At 70.0% G+C, this 16,801-nt stretch carries 14 protein-coding genes; 4 read left to right on the forward strand and 10 right to left on the reverse strand.

What is annotated here, in order from left to right:
- Positions 1-9: 9 nt before the first annotated feature.
- From BLU81_RS06945 to BLU81_RS06955, 3 genes are all read left to right on the forward strand, one after another.
- The gene (locus BLU81_RS06945; protein ID WP_092542674.1) at positions 10-921 is read left to right on the forward strand and encodes a carbohydrate ABC transporter permease; all 912 of its coding nucleotides are present in this window, start codon (positions 10-12) and stop codon (positions 919-921) included.
- Between the two features lie 125 nt (positions 922-1,046).
- Positions 1,047-1,826, forward strand: coding sequence for a carbohydrate ABC transporter permease (locus BLU81_RS06950; RefSeq protein ID WP_197686383.1), 780 nt, complete (start codon positions 1,047-1,049; stop codon positions 1,824-1,826).
- The gene (locus BLU81_RS06955; RefSeq protein WP_092542678.1) at positions 1,823-3,241 is read left to right on the forward strand and encodes a GH1 family beta-glucosidase; all 1,419 of its coding nucleotides are present in this window, start codon (positions 1,823-1,825) and stop codon (positions 3,239-3,241) included. Before BLU81_RS06950 ends, BLU81_RS06955 begins: the two co-directional genes overlap by 4 nt.
- A gap of 22 nt (positions 3,242-3,263) precedes the next feature.
- Here the strand turns inward: BLU81_RS06955 and BLU81_RS06960 are convergent, their stop codons facing one another.
- The 7 genes from BLU81_RS06960 to BLU81_RS47655 all read right to left on the reverse strand — a co-directional run bounded on the left by BLU81_RS06960 (position 3,264) and on the right by BLU81_RS47655 (position 9,871).
- The gene (locus BLU81_RS06960) at positions 3,264-5,468 is read right to left on the reverse strand and encodes a putative bifunctional diguanylate cyclase/phosphodiesterase (RefSeq protein WP_172890504.1); all 2,205 of its coding nucleotides are present in this window, start codon (positions 5,466-5,468) and stop codon (positions 3,264-3,266) included.
- A gap of 162 nt (positions 5,469-5,630) precedes the next feature.
- Complete coding sequence (locus BLU81_RS06965; protein ID WP_231954250.1) at positions 5,631-6,224, reverse strand: hypothetical protein; 594 nt, start codon at positions 6,222-6,224, stop codon at positions 5,631-5,633.
- An 8-nt stretch (positions 6,225-6,232) separates the two neighbouring features.
- Positions 6,233-7,555: a hypothetical protein gene (locus tag BLU81_RS06970; RefSeq protein WP_092542684.1), complete on the reverse strand. Its 1,323-nt coding sequence runs from the start codon at positions 7,553-7,555 to the stop codon at positions 6,233-6,235.
- The gene (locus BLU81_RS06975; RefSeq protein ID WP_092542686.1) at positions 7,552-8,355 is read right to left on the reverse strand and encodes an ABC transporter ATP-binding protein; all 804 of its coding nucleotides are present in this window, start codon (positions 8,353-8,355) and stop codon (positions 7,552-7,554) included. The genes BLU81_RS06970 and BLU81_RS06975 overlap by 4 nt, the downstream gene beginning before the upstream one ends.
- Before the next feature lie 15 nt (positions 8,356-8,370).
- The gene (locus BLU81_RS06980) at positions 8,371-9,177 is read right to left on the reverse strand and encodes a hypothetical protein (RefSeq protein ID WP_092542688.1); all 807 of its coding nucleotides are present in this window, start codon (positions 9,175-9,177) and stop codon (positions 8,371-8,373) included.
- Complete coding sequence (locus BLU81_RS06985) at positions 9,174-9,716, reverse strand: RNA polymerase sigma factor (RefSeq protein WP_092542690.1); 543 nt, start codon at positions 9,714-9,716, stop codon at positions 9,174-9,176. The genes BLU81_RS06980 and BLU81_RS06985 overlap by 4 nt, the downstream gene beginning before the upstream one ends.
- Positions 9,713-9,871, reverse strand: coding sequence for a hypothetical protein (locus BLU81_RS47655; protein ID WP_157751356.1), 159 nt, complete (start codon positions 9,869-9,871; stop codon positions 9,713-9,715). The genes BLU81_RS06985 and BLU81_RS47655 overlap by 4 nt, the downstream gene beginning before the upstream one ends.
- A gap of 116 nt (positions 9,872-9,987) precedes the next feature.
- On the opposite strand from BLU81_RS47655, the gene BLU81_RS06990 reads away from it, so the two are divergent.
- Positions 9,988-10,371, forward strand: a complete 384-nt coding sequence (locus tag BLU81_RS06990) for a MazG-like family protein (RefSeq protein WP_092542692.1) — start codon at positions 9,988-9,990, stop codon at positions 10,369-10,371.
- Positions 10,372-10,481: 110 nt separating this feature from the next.
- Here BLU81_RS06990 and BLU81_RS06995 read toward each other — a convergent pair whose 3' ends face one another.
- The 3 genes from BLU81_RS06995 to BLU81_RS07005 form a co-directional block, all read right to left on the reverse strand.
- Positions 10,482-13,112, reverse strand: coding sequence for a cation-translocating P-type ATPase (locus BLU81_RS06995; protein ID WP_092556712.1), 2,631 nt, complete (start codon positions 13,110-13,112; stop codon positions 10,482-10,484).
- A gap of 79 nt (positions 13,113-13,191) precedes the next feature.
- The gene (locus BLU81_RS07000; RefSeq protein ID WP_092542694.1) at positions 13,192-14,184 is read right to left on the reverse strand and encodes an Acg family FMN-binding oxidoreductase; all 993 of its coding nucleotides are present in this window, start codon (positions 14,182-14,184) and stop codon (positions 13,192-13,194) included.
- Between the two features lie 46 nt (positions 14,185-14,230).
- Complete coding sequence (locus BLU81_RS07005) at positions 14,231-16,633, reverse strand: phosphoketolase family protein (protein WP_092556714.1); 2,403 nt, start codon at positions 16,631-16,633, stop codon at positions 14,231-14,233.
- Positions 16,634-16,801 lie beyond the last annotated feature (168 nt).

Genomic DNA, 16,801 nt, shown 5'->3' on the forward strand with positions numbered 1-16,801 from the left:
GGACCGACGATGTCCCTTCCCACACTGGCCCGGCTCGACACGAAGGGCTCGCCCTACCTGTACGTCACGCCGTTCTTCCTGCTCTTCGGCGCGTTCGGGCTGTTCCCGCTGCTCTACACCGGGTACGTCTCGTTCAACGACTGGAACCTGCTCGACGGCGGTGAGCACACCTGGATCGGCTTCGCCAACTACACCGAGCTGCTGCACGATCCGTACTTCTGGAACTCGCTGGGTAACACGCTGAGCATCTGGGTGCTGTCCACGGTGCCGCAACTTCTCGCGGCGCTCTGGATCGCGCACCTGCTCAACCACCGGCTGCGCGCCCGCACCAGCCTGCGGATGGGCATACTGCTGCCGAACATCACCTCCATCGTGGCGGTGACCATCGTCTTCACCCAGATGTTCGGTCGTGACTTCGGCATGATCAACTGGCTGTTCGGCCTGGTCGGCGCGGGCCCGGTCGACTGGCAGGCGAACACCTGGAGCTCGCACCTGGCCATCTCGATCATCGTCGCCTGGCGCTGGACCGGCTACAACGCCCTCATCTACCTGGCCTCCATGCAGGCCATCCCGCACGACCTCTACGAAGCCGCCGAACTCGACGGCGCCTCCTCCGGCCAGCAGTTCCGCCGGATCACCGTGCCGATGCTGCGGCCGACGATCATCTTCACCGCCGTCATCTCCACCATCGGCGGCCTGCAGATCATGGCCGAGCCGTTGCTCTTCGCCGGCACCTCGACTCCCACCGGCGGTTCCGACCGGCAGTTCCAGACCGCCGCGCTGTTCATGTACGAACAGGGCTTCCGGGAATTCCGCTTCGGCTACGCCTCCGCTATCGCCTGGACGCTGTTCCTGGTCATCGCGATCTTCGCGGTCGCCAACCTCCTGCTGACCCGGCGCATCGCCAACGACGAGGACTGAGAGCCTTGACCGTCTTGACCCCAGAAAAGCCTTCCGCCCGTACGGCGACGGCGCCCCGTAGCCGTACGGCGAGCCGGCGGAGTTTCGGCTATCCGCGCCGCGCCTCAGTCTGGACCTACGCCGCCCTGCTCGCCGTCGTCGCCGGGTCGGTCTTCCCGCTCTACTGGTCCCTGGTGGTGTCCTCGCAGACCAGCGAGGCCGTCGCCCAGGTGCCCCCGGTCCTGATCCCGGGCGGCCACCTGTTCGACAACATCGCGCGTGTCTTCGCCACCACCGACTTCGCTCGCGCGCTGATGAACTCGTTCATCGTCAGTGCCTCGGTGACTGTCTCGGTGGTATTTTTCTCCACCCTGGCCGGCTTCGCCTTCGCCAAACTCCGCTTCCGCGGCCGCCAGGCGCTGCTGGTGCTGGCGATCGGCACCTCGGTGGTCCCGCAGCAGCTCGGAATCATCCCGCTCTACCTACTGATGTCCAAGCTCGGCTGGACCGACCAGCTGGCCGCCGTGATCGTCCCCGGCCTGGTCACCGCGTTCGGCGTGTTCTTCATGACCCAGTACCTGGGCCGCGCGGTCCCCGATGAACTTCTGGAGGCCGGCCGGATCGACGGATGCACCACGTTCGGCCTGTACTGGCACGTGGTGCTGCCGGCCGCGCGCCCCGCGGCGGCGGTGCTCGGGCTGTTCACCTTCATGCAGGCGTGGAACGATTTCTTCTGGCCCCTGGTGGTGCTGCAGAACAACGCCACCGTCCAGGTCGCCCTGTCCTCGCTGGCCAGTGGCTACACCACCGACTACACGCTGACACTGACCGGCACGCTGCTGTCCACGCTCCCGATCCTGGTGATCTTCATGGTCCTCGGCCGGCAGATCGTCGGCGGCATCATGCAAGGAGCGATCAAGGGATGACGATGTCGTTCGAACTGCCGCAGATGCCAGCCGGATTCGTCTGGGGCGCCGCCACCGCCGCCTACCAGATCGAGGGGGCGGTCGCCGAGGACGGCCGCGGTGAATCGATCTGGGACGTGTTCTGCCAGCGGCCGGGCACGGTCGTCGACGGCACCTCCGGGGCAGTCGCCTGCGACAGCTACCACCGGTGGCGCGATGACGTGGAACTGCTCGCCGGGCTGGGCGTCGACGCGTACCGCTTCTCGATCGCCTGGCCCCGAGTCGTGCCGGCCGGGCAGGGCGCGATCAACCAGGCCGGACTCGACCACTACGACCGGCTCGTCGATGCGCTGTGCGAGCGGGGCATCCGGCCGTTCGTCACGCTCTACCACTGGGACCTGCCGCAAGCGCTGGAAGACGCCGGTGGCTGGCGGGTCCGGGACACCGCGGACCGGTTCGCCGACTACGCGGCGGTCGTCGCCGGCCGCCTCGGCGACCGGGTTCAGGACTGGATCACGCTCAACGAGCCGTACGTCTCCTCGATGGTCGGCTACGCCGAGGGCAGACATGCGCCCGGCGCCACCGAGGGCCACGGCGCGCTCGCCGCCGCCCACCACCTGCTCGTCGGCCACGGCCGGGCCCTCGCGGTGCTACGCGCCGCCCGCCCGGAGGCCCGCGTCGGCATCACGCTCAACATCTCCCCGGCCATCCCGGCCACCGACTCCGCGGCCGACCGCGAGGCCGCGAACCGGATGGACCTGATGCTCAACCGGCAGTTCACCGACCCGGTGCTGGGTTGCGCCTACCCGGACGGGTTCGAGCGCCTCTACGCCGGAGTCAGCGACCTGTCCTTCCGTCTGCCCGGCGACCTGGAACTGATCGGTGCCCCGCTGGACTTTCTCGGCGTCAACTACTACTACCGCATCCATGCCGCCGACGCCCCGCTCGACCAGCCCGAGCCGGCGCGGCGCAGCGCCTTCGACATCGGGGTGCGGTCGGCGCCGCGTGACGGCGTTCCGCTCACCGATCTGGGATGGCCGATCGAGGCACAAGGCCTCTACGACACGCTGACCGGGTTGGCCGGGCGCTATCCCGGACTGCCGCCGATCTACGTGACCGAGAACGGCATCGCCCATTTCGGTGACGACCCAGCCGTGCCCGACCCGGAACGCATCCGGTTCGTCGCCCAGCACCTGAGCGCGGCAGCCCGCGCGGTCACCGACGCGGCCGTCGACCTGCGCGGCTACTTCTACTGGTCCCTGATCGACAACTTCGAGTGGGCGCGGGGTTACGCCCCACGGTTCGGCCTGGTGCACGTCGACTACCCGACCGGCGTACGCACCCCGCGCGCCAGCTACCACTGGCTGCGAGAGCGTCTTTCCGCCCGTACGGGAAAGGCGGTCTCGAATTCGCCCGGCTCGTTCCTGACACCGTGAAACAGCGGGTAGACCCGACCGGCTAGCTGATCGTGCCTGATGGCGCCGAGGATGTCGCCGCCACGCGCGCGAAATCCGCGAGTTGTTCCGCCGGCATGGGGCGCGCGAACAGATAGCCCTGGGCCACCTGGCAGCCCAGCATTTGAAGTTCGGTGGCCTGTACGGCGGTCTCGACACCCTCGGCGACGGTGTACATGCCCAGGACCTGACCGAGTCGGATCACTGCTTCGGCGACCGCGGCGCCACGGTTGGTGCCGTCGAGTTCCGCGACGAAACTGCGGTCGATCTTCAGGACGTCCACCGGTAGCCGGGTGAGCTGGTGCAGTGACGAGTAGCCGGTGCCGAAGTCGTCCACGGCGATCCGGATACCGTGTGCCCGCAGCGCTTCCAACGCGGGGATGGCGATTTCCTCGTCGACGATCGCCGACTCGGTGATCTCCAGGAGCAGGCTCTCCGCCGGCAGGCCCACCTCGGTGAGGATGCTGAGGACGTCCGGCAGGAAGGACGGCTCGCGCAACTGCAGGGGGGAGACGTTCACGCTCGCGCGGAGGCAGCCCAGGTCGGGGATCTCGGTGCGCCACGACTGAACCTGGGCACACGCCTGCCGCAGCACGGTCATGCCGATCTGGTGGATCACCCCGGCGCGTTCGGCGACGGGGATGAACTCGACCGGCGAGATCGGCCCGAGCTGTGGATGCTGCCAGCGCAGCAGGGCCTCCACCGCCACCGGCTGATGGGTGTCCAGGGCGACTATCGGCTGGTAGAGCAGACTGAGCTGATCGGTGCCGACCGCCTGGAGCAGCCCGTCGGCGAGGGCGGCGTCGCGGGTCCGCCGGTCGGTCATCGACGAGTCGTGCAGCCGCCAGCCGTGGCTACCGGATCTCTTCGACTCGTACATGGCCAGGTCTGCTCGGCGTTTGAGGTTTTCGGCGGTGTCGTCCGGGCGTGCGGTGGCCAGGCCGATGCTGGCCCGGATGGTGATCTCGTCACCGGCCACCGTCACCGGGTTGTCGGCCAGCACGGCGAGGATGCGTTCGGCCACCGCCACCGCCCGGTCGTCGTCGGCCATGTGGTCCAGCACGACGATGAACTCGTCGCCGCCGACGCGGGCGGCGATGTCCTCGTTGCGGGTCGCGCCGCGTACGAGCCGGGCGAACTCGACCAGGATGCGGTCGCCCACGTCGTGGCCGTACCGATCGTTGATCTGTTTGAAGCCGTCCAGATCGAGCAGCATGAGCGCCGGCTGGGCCCGGCGCTGCAGCGAGCGGTTGACGGCGTTCTGCAGTCCGGTGAGGTTGGTGAGGCCGGTGAGCGGGTCGGTGACGTTGAGCCGGCGGCTCTCCCGCAGCGAGACGATCTGCCGTACGGCGAGGGCGAAGGTCATGGTGGTCTCGGCGAGGATCAACCCACTCCAATGTTGTACGGGGTACCCACCCAGAGTGATCGTGACCAGCAGCGCGTTGCCGATCCCGACCGCGATGTACGGCAGATGAGCCGACCAGGCGGGCATCTGCGCGCGAGGAGAGGGATCGTGGGCGGCGGCCGAACCGGTACCGACCGCCATGGCGGCGACTGCCATCAGCAGCGAGGCGATCACCAGGGCGGCGTTCGCGAGGGGGGATCCCGCGGTGGTCTCGCCGCGCAACCGGATGGCGGTGAAGGCGACGTCGGCGATCGTGTAGAGCAGGATGCCCGCGATCAGCGTTGTCAACGGCGGTGTCAACTGGGTGACCGCGCCGCGCAGCACCACCGCGGTGACCGCCGCGAGTGCGACCAGGTTACCCAGCGGATAGCCGAGTTCGTAGATGAGATCCAAGCCGTCCGCGGTGCTGAGGGCCTTGTCGATCGCGAGGTACCAGATGAGCATGAAGCCGCTGCTCAAGATGATGACGACCTCGATGACGAAAGCCCACCTCTCGGTCTGGCGCAGCCGCAGGGCCGACACCGACAGAGCGGTGGCGGTCAGACAGCCGAACATCGCCAGCCCGCAGAGGACGGCGGCCCATTTCCACGCCGCGAGCCCGGTTACCGCGTTGATGGTGAAGGACGTCGTCGCGGCCAGCGACAGCGCCCGGCTGGCACCGGCGAGCCGCCAGGGCAGCGGGTTGGGACTGCGCCGGGCGGCTCGTACGCAGTAGGCGGTGCCGAGCAGATCCAGGAGCAGCAGTGACAGTCCGAGGATGGCGTTGCGGGCCCGGATGTCGGCGAAGGCCAGCACCTGTCCCATCAGGACCACCAGTATCAGCGCTCGCGCTGTCCTCGGCAGTCCGGTTCTCGGCATCCTCACCCAGTTCAGGTTGGCAGCGAAAACCGGACCCGGGTTCCACTCCCGGAAACTGCACCCACCTTGCAACTCCCGGCGACCCGTCCCGCTTGTCGTGGATGTCGATCAGTGCTGGGCGGCTTCGGCAGGTGTCCGTCGGGCCGATCCGAACTGCGTATATGTCACGAGTCCGCCGAGGGCGAGCGCTACTGCCGTTCCGGCTGCCGCGACGTCGTCCGGCGCTTGTAACTGCCAGGTCAGGACCCGGCCGAGGTTCGTTTCGGGCTGCGGGAACAGCACCGCGACCAGGGTCCACCCCAGCGGCAGGAACCAGGCGCGGGCGGAGCCCAGCACCGTGGCGCTCAGCGCGGTCAGGCCCAGTAGCCCCGCGGCGTCGCGGATCACCAGGACAGCGGGCCCGAAGCGGGCCCCGGTCGCTAGTGTGACCAGCAGCGGTGCCGTGACGACCAGCAGGGCTGTCAGCAGGTGCGCAGCCCGGCGCGGACGCCACGGCAGCGCGCCGGTGTTGTCGAGCTCGTCGTCGGGTCCGCTCAGAGTGGCGGTCAGAGCGGCTACCAGAATCAGCACGGTCATCACCACCATCTGTACGCCCACGGTTCGCGCGTCGGAGAAGAACGACCACAGGGCCCAGCAGCCGACTACGCCGGTAGCGACCGCGGCAAGCGCTTCCGGGGCGTACCGGGAACGCAGGTGAAGCACCAGCCACCTCATGGCCGTGCGCCGCCGAGCAGAATGCCGTCCGCCGCCGCGCAGTTCGTCGCGGCCGTGCGCAGCGCCGCCACCCGGGCCGCCGCCTCGTCGGCGGGCAGCTTCACCAGGGCCCGCCAGCGGGCGGTCGCGTCCTCGGCGAACCCTTGGTCGTCTTCGCCGTGCAACGCCGGTTCGCGGTCGAGGAGCCAGAACGCGGCGGCCATCGCGTCTTCACCTGCCGAGGTGTTCTCGCAGGACCAGGGGTTCCGGAACGCTTTGATCAGTACGTTGGCCGCCAGGTCCTCGCGGTCCTCGAGGTGGGCGTCCTGGCCGACGGTGATGTCGAGCAGCACGACGTCGGCCTCCCGTGGCGGGAAGACGTCGGGGGAGTAGGTGCTGGTGTCCTCGTGGACCCGGTTCGGTGCGCCCGGGACCGTCGCCAGCAGCGTCAGCGCCTCCCGAGCGGGGCCGGTCACCTCGGGCAACAGGCCGGCATGAACCCGGCTGAGGCACACCCGTGGCTCGTCAGCGGTGCACACGAGTTCCTGCGCTCTGGTGTCGACCGCGGTGACGACCCGATCCGTATGCGGCATGACCATGACACCGACTGCGAAGCCCAGGGCCACCGGCAGCAGCGCCGCCACCCGCAGCCGCCAGTCGGCGGAGATCAGCAGCAGCATCGCGGTGCCGGCGAGTCCGGCCAGCCAGAGAGCCTGTGCGGCGCTGGCCACGCCGGGCACCGTCTCGTACGGCTGGGGCATGTTCATGTCGAAGATCGGCGAGAGCAGCAGCGCCATCCAGCCGTTCGGGCTGGTGGCCCCGGGGATGAGCAGCAGCGCCGCCAGGCCCGCGACGCCCAGCAGCGGGGCGGTCACCGGCGAGGGCAGCAGACGGCCGACGGCCGACCCCAGCCAGACCGCGGTGACCTGTGCCAGCAGGCCGACGCCGACCACCGCGAAGACCGTACCCGGCAGGTACCGGGCGGTGCCGGCGATCCATAGTGCTCCGGCGAGTCCCATCGTGAGGTAGCCGGCCACCACCGCGATGGTCATCGCGAGGATGACCGGCATGATCCGCTGGGCCCGTGGTCGCGGGGTGGTGGCGAAGAGCTCCGCCACCGCGGAACGCTGCTCGCGGCGGGCCTGCCAGGCCCCGGCCGCGAGGGCCAGCGGCAACAGCAGCCCCAGATACAGGCGCATGGTCATGGCGAGCTGCATCCAGCCGTCGGCGAAATAGACCGCCTCGAGGAAGTAGATCAGCAGGGTGCCGGTCACCGCCAGGATCACGGCGGTGCCGATCGCCGCGGAACGCCGCAGCTCGATGAACAGGACGCGGCTCATCGGCCCGCCTCCGCCCGGGTGCGGCGCAGCATCGCCGAGTAGCCACGCTCGGCCGGGCTGTCGCCGGGATCGCCCGGGCCGCCCTGAGCGATCAGGTCGGGCGGGGTGCCCTGGAACACCACCCGGCCCTCGTTCATCATCACCACATCGGTGCACGCCGCCACCACGTCCTCGACGAGGTGGGTGGAGACCAGGACACAACTATCGGCACCGAGGTCGCGCAGTAGCTCGCGGAAGTCGAGGCGCTGCTCCGGGTCGAGACCGACGGTGGGCTCGTCGAGCAGCAACACGGCCGGGTCGTTGACGATGGCCTGGGCGATGCCGGCCCGGCGCAGCATGCCCCCGGACAGCGTCTTCATCCGCGCGTCGGCCTTCGCCGTGAGCCCTACCCGGTCCACGGCGCGCTGCACGGCACTCGGGACGACCTGTTTGGGCATCTCCTTCAGCCAGGCCATGTACTCCACGAACTCCCGGACCGTGAAACGCGGGTAGAAGCCGAACTGCTGAGGGAGATACCCCAGGCCGCGCCGGACTCTCCGCATGTCGGCGCGGGCGCTGATCTGCTCACCCAGCAGGGTCAGAGTTCCGCCGGCCGGTGCGACGGCGGTGGCCAGGGCACGCATCAGGGTCGTCTTGCCGGCGCCGTTCGGGCCGAGGAGCCCGTGTACGCCGGTGCCGAGGGCCAGGTCGAGGCCGTCGACGGCCAGGTGCCGCCGTCCGGCGCGGACCTGCAGGCCGGCGGCGTGCACAGCCCAGAAATGGGTGGCCGGGGCGGTTTCGGCCGCACTCACGATTCGCATCGTCGACTCGCAATCTCAGTTGTGGCTGGAGAGCCCGCGGAAGTGGTGGGAACGCATCGCGACGACACCGGCCAAGGCCAGGATGAGCAGCGCCCAGACGGGGGAACTCGCCGGCCGCAGCACCACCGGGAGGTCTGCGGTGAGCAGCGTCGGCAGCAGTACGGTCACCGACCAGGCACTGCCGAGCAGCAGCGCGGCGCGATTCACCCCGACGAACGTGCCCAGTGCGATGGTGGCGGTGGTGAAGGCGAGGCACGGCAGCAACGCCAGGGCGAGCGAGGCGCCGGAGCCGGAGCCGGAGCTGGCCAGGGCCAGAGCAGGGACGATGACGACCAAGACCGCGGCCGTACGGCGTAACAACATGGCGAGACCTGCTGCCGGCGTGGTGGCGAGCAGTTCCCATGCGGGATCGTGCCGGCGGCTCCAGGCGACGGCCACTCCCGGCAGAGGGGCCACCGGGGCCAGCAGCGTCACCAGCGACGGCATGCTCGGTGCGAGGGTCTGTAGCGCTACCGCGCAGCTCAGCGCCGCGACCGTCATGATCATCCAGGGCGACAGGTGCCATACGAGCCAGCGGCGGTGTGCCGCCCCGAAGCCTCGCCGCCGGGCCGGGGCGGGACCGGCGTCGATGCCGGCGTCGATGCCGGCGGCGACCTGTGCCAGCAGGTCGTGGCGTGGTGCGGGCAGGCTGTCGGCGACCAGGTCCCGGCAGTCGGCGCAGTTCTCCAGATGGATCTCCACCGCCCAGACCGTCACCTCGTCCAGGATCGCGTGCCGGTCGGCGTACCGCGCGATCGTCGCGGGGCTCGGATGCGGGGTCATGACAACGCCTCCCGGAGCGCGATCCGGGCCCGGCGGGCCCGCGTCTTCACCGTGTTCTCCGGGATCCCCAGCAGCAGCGAGGTCTCCCGTACCGACAACCCGTCGAGAGTCATCGCCCGCAGCACCTGACGGGCCTCCGCCGGCAGTTCCAGCAGCGCCTGTTCCAGTTCGTGGCTGATCCGCCCGGCGAGTGCCTCGTCCTCGGCGGCCGGAGCGACCGTCTCGGACAGTGCTATCGGCGGCCGTTGGGCCTGCCGGGCACGACGCCGGAACGCGTCGATCAACCGGTGCGCGGCGATGGTCCAGAGCCAGCTGACCGCGCTGCTCTCGACGCCCGCCGGAGCGAAGCCGCCGGCGGCCCGCCACACGGTCAGATAGGTCTCCTGCAGCACGTCGGCGACCACGTCGTCGTCGGCGCAGCGGCGCTGTAGACGGGCGAGCAGCCACGGCGAGGTGCGCCGATACAGCTCGGCGAACGCCTGCCGATCGCCTGCGGCGGTCCGGCGAACGAGTGTCGCCTCGTCCGGATCCTGATTCACATCCGTAAAGACGACCGCTCATACGTCGTGGTTTCATACCTTGATGTGACCTGGATCACGCCTTCGTTCTGATCATCCACCGGCTCGCCGACGTCACCCACGCCGCCCGGATCATCGTGCTGGAACACCGGCGTCTCATCGAGTCCGACACCCATCAGCAGTTGATGTCCACCGGCGGTGTGTACTCCCAGTAGTTCACGTTGCAGGCGGCCGGCTACCAGACCGGGCCCGCCGCTGCGGAGGGTGTGCCGTCTCGTCAAGAGAACACACCATGACCACGACCGAGGAGAGGTACATCGTGACGGCAGACGACGTGATCTGGAGTGAGGCAGACCGCTGGCGGGCGCTGCTCGACGAAAGGAACGGCACCGATCGTCTGGAGCTGACGTGCCGGATCCTCAAGATCACCGAAGAAGCGGGCGAGGTCACGCAGGCATGGCTCGGGGTACTGGGCCAGAACCCCCGCAAAGGGATCACCCACACGGTCGATGACGTGGTCGGTGAACTCGCCGACGTGGTGTTCACCGGCCTGGTAGCGATCGCCAGCCTGGGCGCCGACCCCCATGAAGCGGTCACCGCCGTCGCGGCGAAAGCCGCGAAGTACCGGTTGTCGCTCGACACCACGCCCGCGGATCCGCCCGGGGCCGGCACATGACGGACTGACCCCCGCCCCGGCAGCAGACCCACGACGGCGCGGCCCAGGTGGGGTGATCGGCCCAGACGTCTCTGTGCACGGAACACGGCCGGGGGCCGTGCGGGGCGAGGTCATGGTGTGGACGGCGGTCGCCTGGTGGTGTGCAGGAGGCGGTCGAGGCGGATCGCGAAGTAGCCGAGGCTCGCGAGGACGGTGACGACGAGCAGGTCGGTGATCGCCAGCGGCTGGGTGCCGAGCAGGGCTTGTAAGGGCGGCAGGTAGATGCCGGCGAGTTGCAGGGCGAGTGCGGCGGCGACGGCGGCGAGCAGCATCGGGTTGGCGCGGGTGCCGGGCCGGGCTCGGGAGCCGAGCGCGACGGCGAGTTGGGTGACGCCGAGGGCGAGGAAGGTCAGGGTCTGCCAGGGGCGGTCGGTGGCGTGCGCCCAGATGCCGACGCCGATGGTGACGGCTGCGATGACGGTGCCGACGCGAAGGATGCGTTGCCAGAGTCCGGCGCCGAGGATGGTCTCGGACGGCGGTCGCGGTGGCTTGTCCATGACGTCGGGGTCGACGGGTTCGCTGCCGAGGGCGAGTCCGGGCAGGCCGTGGGTGATCAGGTTGATCCAGAGGATCTGCGCGGGCAGCAGTGGCAGCGCCAAGCCGGCGAACGGTCCGGCGAGCATCACGGCGATCTCTGCGGCGCCTCCGGACAGGGCGTAGAGCAGGAAGCGGCGGATGTTGGCGTAGACGCGGCGTCCTTCTTCGGCGGCGGCGACGACGGTGGCGAGTTCGTCGTCGGCGAGGACCAGGTCGGCGGCCTGACGGGCGACTTCGGTGCCGCGTTTGCCCATGGCGACGCCGATGTCGGCGCGGTGCAGGGCGGGGCCGTCGTTGACGCCGTCACCGGTCATCGCGACGACCTGCCCGGCCGTACGCAGGGCGTCGATGATGGCGACCTTCTGCTGCGGGGTCGCCCGGGCGAAGACCCGCGCGCCTTCTCCGGCGCGTGCGCCAGGCTCATCGGTACGGCAGTCGACCACATCGTCACCGGCGCCGATGATGCCGAGTTCGACGGCGATCGCACCGGCGGTGGCCGGATGGTCACCGGTGATCAGCACCGGGGTGATGCCCGCGCGCTGACACGCGGCGATGGTCGCGGCGGCCGACGCCCGCGGCGGGTCGAGGATCGCGACCAGGCCCAGCAGGGTCAGACCACGCTCCGGGGCACCGAGGTCGGTGGCGGCCGGGTGGTCGGCCTGGGCCACCGCGAGGACCCGGTAACCGTCGCCGGCCAGCGCGTCCGCCCGAGCCGCCGCGCGGCCGATCAGCTCCGTGGGGTCGGCGAGGACCGCCGGTTGCAGGACTGCTTCTGGCGCGCCCTTGCAGACGATCCGGGTCGCGCCGTCGGGGAGCCGGTGGGTGGTCGACATGCGTTTGCGGACGCTGTCGAACGGTTCCTCACCGATGCGGGGGAACTGGCCTTGCAGGGTTGCGCGGTCGATGCCGAGTTTCGCAGCGGCGGTGAGCAGGGCGACCTCGGTGGGGTCACCGACCGGCAGCCAGTCCGGGTTGTCGCTGTCAGGCGCGTGCAGGGAGCCGTCGTTGCACAACACCGCGGCCCGCAGCAGCTGCGACAGGTCGGGGACGTCACCGCCGGCCACGACCGTACCCTCGCGTCTGATGTCGCCGTGTGGCGCGTAACCGGACCCTTCGACCTGGGCGTCTCCGGTGGGGGTCCACAGCTGTCGTAGGACCATCTGGCCCTCGGTGAGCGTGCCGGTCTTGTCGGTGGCCAGGACGGTGACCGAGCCGAGGGTCTCCACCGCGGGCAGGCGCCGGATGACGGCGTTGCGGGCGGTCATCCGGCGGGCGCCGAGCGCGAGGCTGAGCGTGACGACGGCCGGAAGCGATTCGGGGACGGCCGCGACGACCAGGGTGATCGCGGTGACGATCATCAGCTGGAGCGGCTGGCCGCGGAACACTCCGAGGGCCAGGACGATGGCGCACAGCACCAGGGCGCCGGCGGCCAGAAGCCGGCCGACCCCGGCCAGGCGGCGCTGCAACGGCGTCATGGCAGGCGCGGCGGTCATCATCGCGGCGATGCGGCCCATGGCGCTGGCCGCGCCGGTCGCGGTGATGACGGCCTGACCGCGCCCGCGGACGACCACCGTTCCCGCGGACACCTCCGCCGGCGGGCCGTCCGGGGCGGCGGATTTGTCGACCGGCGCGGACTCGCCGGTCAGTGCTGCTTCGTCGATCAGCAGGGCGCTGGCCTCGACGACGTGGGCGTCGGCGGGCACGATGTCGCCCTCAGCGAGGACGAGAAGATCACCGACGACCAGATCCGCGGCGGGTACCTCGCGTTGCGCGCCGTCACGCACTACCCGGGCGGCGGGTGCGGTCAGCGCGGAGAGTGCGGAGATCGCCCGCTCGGCTTTGACCTCCTGGATCACCCCGACCGTGGTGTTCACGACGATCACGAACAGGATCACCGACGCGTCGGTGAAATCGGCGGTGGCCAGCGTGAACCCGGCAGCGGCCAGCAGGACCAGCACGAGCGGGTCACGCAGTTGCGACACGACGCGGCGCCACAACGGCGGAGGCCGGCGGGCCGGCAGCACGTTACCGCCGTCGCGTACCAGTCGGTCCGCCGCCTGAGCCGAGGAGAGCCCGCCGGGTGGTCCTGCTGGTCGTGGCAGTGCGTCGAAGCTGGTGTTGCCGCTCGCCGGGACGTGGCGCTCCGGGTCGATGGTGTGGCTCATGCTGTTCATCCGTTCCTGCGAGCGGGCGGGTCCGCCGGCTCGCTGTAACCGTGGGCGGGCCGTGTCGGTCCTCGCTGGGTCACCGGTGTTCGATGGTCTGGTCCATCGGCAGGCGTGGCGCGCGTACCTGGCCCGCGGTGTCGGCGTCGAGGACCGCGAACCGGAGGATGAGGTACGGGTGGCCGAGGCCGGACAGCAGGTGCCGGACGGTTTCGCGGGTGGCGGTGACCTCGATGGCAGCGCTCGACGGCAGCACGGAGACACCGAGTTCGGTGGCCTTGAGCCACGCCGAGGACAGGGCCTCGCCGGCGCGTAGCCAGTCGAGGTCGCTGTCTCCGGGGCCGTACAGGATCGCGAAGACTGCTGTCCGGTCGTGGGTGTCCGCGATGGCCATGTCGCCGGGGTGGCCGAAGTCGCGGCCGGGCACCGTCGTCTGCGATGCCTTGTCCGGGATGGCCGTGGCGGGGATGCCGCTGCCCAGAGGGCGGGTACCGCCGGTCCAAAAGCGCAGTTCTGCCTGCCAGGTCTCGTCGTCGGACTCGATGCGCTGTGCGTGGTCCGAGGCGGCGGCGAGGTCGAGGACCTGGCGTGGGCGCAGCACGTGCAGCAACGTCTGCCGGGACCCGGCCGCGGCGACGATCGACCGCAGGGTGTCCGCGTCGATCGCCGCCCCGCTCACCGTGCGGCGGTCGGTGTGGCGCAGGGCGATGGTTTGCAGGTGCCGGATCGCTGCGGGTTCGACCGGAACCCGGCCGTCGACTCTTATCGTCGCGAGGTGTCCGGGCCTGGCGGTGTCGGGCAGCCGGTTCAGGGTGGCGTGCTGGCCGTCCGCAGCGAGGCTGATCAGGGCGTGGTGCAGGGCGGCGCCGCAGCTCAGGATCGCCAGGCGGCGGTCCGGGTCGGTGACCGGCAAGGCGCGGCTTTCGTCGAGGAACAGGTCGAGGTGATCGCTGTGCGCGCGCCATCGCCACGGTTGGGTGTTGTGGATCGATGGGGCGTGGCTCGCCGTGGTGGCGGCGCTCGTCAACGCCCGGGTCACTGCCCCGGCGTCGACGGTCCGTGGGGAAGTCATCGTGGTCTCCTCGACATGTGCGGTGCGGCGTACGGGATGTGCCGGGTCATGTCGTGGGCCAGGTCCAGTCGCGGATCTCGGGCAGGTCCTCGCCGGTACGGCGGACGTAGGCGCGGTGTTCTGCGCGTTTGTCGACCATCTGCTGGCGTAGTACGGCGGCACGCCGGGCGAGGCCGGGGACCCTGTCGATGACGTCCATGACGAGGTGGAAGCGGTCCATGTCGTTGACGACGAGCATGTCGAACGGTGTGGTGGTGGTGCCTTCCTCCTTGTAGCCGCGGACGTGCAGGTTGTGGTGGTTGGTGCGGCGGTAGGTCAGGCGGTGGATCAGCCACGGGTAGCCGTGGTAGGCCATGACGATCGGCCGGTCGGTGGTGAAGATGGCGTCGAACTCGGGGTCCGGCAGGCCGTGCGGGTGTTCGGAGACCGGTTGCAGGCGCATCAGGTCGACGACGTTGACCACCCGTACCTTCAGGTCGGGCAGATGCCGGCGCAGCAGATCGGTCGCGGCCAGGACCTCCAGGGTGGGAACGTCGCCGGCGGCGGCCAGCACGACGTCGGGGTCACCGTCGTCGTTGCTCGCCCAGTCCCAGATGCCGAGGCCGCGGGCGCAGTGCAGGGCGGCGTCGTCCATGTCGAGCCAGGTCGGCGCGGGTTGTTTGCCGGCGACGATGACGTTGATGTAGTCGCGGCTGCGCAGGCAGTGGTCGGCCACCGAGAGCAGGGTGTTGGCGTCCGGCGGCAGGTAGACCCGGACGACTTCGGCCTTCTTGTTGACGACGTGGTCGATGAAACCGGGGTCCTGGTGGGAGGTGCCGTTGTGGTCCTGGCGCCACACGTGTGAGGTGAGCAGGTAGTTCAGCGACGGTACGGGCCTGCGCCAGCCCAGGTGGCGGGTCGTCTTCAACCATTTGGCGTGCTGGTTGACCATCGAGTCGACGATGTGGACGAACGCCTCGTAGCAGGAGAACAGGCCGTGCCGGCCGGTCAGCAGGTAACCCTCCAGCCAGCCCTGACAGGTGGTCTCGGACAGGATCTCCATGACCCGGCCGTGCCGATCGAGGTGCTGGTCCACGTCGTCGACTCGGGCCTGCCACGCCTTGCCGGTGGTGTCCAGGACCGCGCCGAGCCGGTTCGACTCGGTCTCGTCCGGCCCGACGAGCCGGAAATTGCGGTGTACGGCGTTCGCGGTCATCACGTCGCGCAGCCAGCCGCCCAGTACCCGGGTCGCTTCGGCGGTCTCGCCGGCTTTGACCGCGTAGTCGCGGAAGGCGGGCAGTTCCAGGTCACGCGGGTACCGGCCGCCGTTGGTGTGCGGGTTCGCCGACATGCGCAGGTCACCGCGGGGCAGCCAGTCGACGACCCAGGATTGCGGGGCGCCGTCGGTGTCGAACAACTCCCCGGGCCGGTACGACATCATCCAGTCGTGCAGGGCCCCGAGGTGCGCGGCGTCGTCCCGGGCCGCGGTCAACGGAACCTGGTGAGCACGCCAGGTCCCCTCCACCGGTAGGCCGTCGACGACCTTCGGACCGGTCCAGCCCTTCGGGGTACGCAGCACGACCATCGGCCACCGTGGCCGGGCGGTGACATCGTCCTCGCGGGCGGCCCGCTGGATCTCGGTGATCTCGTCGAAGACCGTGTCGAGAGTGGCGGCGAGCAGCTGGTGGACGGTGTCCGGGTCGTCACCGTCGACGAGGTAGGGCTTGTGGCCGTACCCCTCGAGAAGGGCCTTGAGCTCTTCGTCGCCGATGAGGGCCAGGACCGTCGGGTTGGCGATCTTGTAGCCGTTGAGGTGCAGGATCGGCAGGACCGCGCCGTCACCGACCGGGTCGAGGAACTTGTTCGAATGCCACGACGCGGCCAGCGGCCCCGTCTCGGCCTCACCGTCGCCGATCACACACGCCACGACGAGATCGGGATTGTCCAAGGCGGCACCGTAGGCGTGTGACAGCGAATAGCCGAGCTCACCGCCCTCGTGGATCGAGCCGGGTGTCTCCGGGGCGACATGCGACGGGATGCCGCCGGGGAACGAGAACTGGGTGAACAGCCGCTGCATGCCCGTGACGTCCTGGGAGATCCGCGGGTATACCTCGGAGTAGGTGCCTTCCAGCCAGGTGTTCGCGACCAGGCCGGGACCTCCGTGACCTGGCCCGGTCACGTAGACGACCTCCCGCCCGCGGGCCGCGACGATCCGCGACAGATGGGCGTAGAGCAGATTCAGTCCGGGAGTGGTGCCCCAGTGCCCGAGCAGCCGCGGCTTGACCTGGGCCGGCTGCAGCGGCTCCCGCAGCAGCGGGTTACCCATCAGATAGATCTGCCCGACCGACAGATAGTTCGCGGCCCGCCAGTACCCGTCGATGCGGTGCAACTCGTCAGCGTCCAGCGGTTCACCCGCTGCGATGGGGAGGGTGCCGGTGTCGTTCGAGTGCGCGGTGCGGGTCGCGGTCATCAGGACCGCCGCCTTTCCTGTCATGCCGGCATGGGTGTCCAGCAGCGTGCCCGGGGCGCGTATCCGATCAGGTACGCGTCCTTTTGCCGTTGGCCGGCAGCACGGGCGGTGTGGTGATTGCTGCCGCGCTGTTCTCGCGGGCGACGAAGGTGCCGAGTTCGCCGATCG

It is taken from the genome of Actinoplanes derwentensis, assembly GCF_900104725.1.
Classification (GTDB): domain Bacteria; phylum Actinomycetota; class Actinomycetes; order Mycobacteriales; family Micromonosporaceae; genus Actinoplanes; species Actinoplanes derwentensis.

What these genes read in the sequence shown, in the direction of transcription:
- BLU81_RS06945 (WP_092542674.1), top strand. Translation starts at nt 10, where the DNA reads ATGTCCCTTCCCACACTGGCCCGGCTCGACACGAAGGGCTCGCCCTAC.
- BLU81_RS06955 (WP_092542678.1), top strand. Translation starts at nt 1,823, where the DNA reads ATGACGATGTCGTTCGAACTGCCGCAGATGCCAGCCGGATTCGTCTGG.
- BLU81_RS06960 (WP_172890504.1), bottom strand. Translation starts at nt 5,468, where the DNA reads ATGGGACAGGTGCTGGCCTTCGCCGACATCCGGGCCCGCAACGCCATC.
- BLU81_RS06970 (WP_092542684.1), bottom strand. Translation starts at nt 7,555, where the DNA reads ATGAGCCGCGTCCTGTTCATCGAGCTGCGGCGTTCCGCGGCGATCGGC.
- BLU81_RS06975 (WP_092542686.1), bottom strand. Translation starts at nt 8,355, where the DNA reads ATGCGAATCGTGAGTGCGGCCGAAACCGCCCCGGCCACCCATTTCTGG.
- BLU81_RS06980 (WP_092542688.1), bottom strand. Translation starts at nt 9,177, where the DNA reads ATGACCCCGCATCCGAGCCCCGCGACGATCGCGCGGTACGCCGACCGG.
- BLU81_RS47655 (WP_157751356.1), bottom strand. Translation starts at nt 9,871, where the DNA reads ATGGGTGTCGGACTCGATGAGACGCCGGTGTTCCAGCACGATGATCCG.
- BLU81_RS06990 (WP_092542692.1), top strand. Translation starts at nt 9,988, where the DNA reads ATGACCACGACCGAGGAGAGGTACATCGTGACGGCAGACGACGTGATC.
- BLU81_RS06995 (WP_092556712.1), bottom strand. Translation starts at nt 13,112, where the DNA reads ATGAGCCACACCATCGACCCGGAGCGCCACGTCCCGGCGAGCGGCAAC.
- BLU81_RS07000 (WP_092542694.1), bottom strand. Translation starts at nt 14,184, where the DNA reads ATGACTTCCCCACGGACCGTCGACGCCGGGGCAGTGACCCGGGCGTTG.
- BLU81_RS07005 (WP_092556714.1), bottom strand. Translation starts at nt 16,633, where the DNA reads ATGACCGCGACCCGCACCGCGCACTCGAACGACACCGGCACCCTCCCC.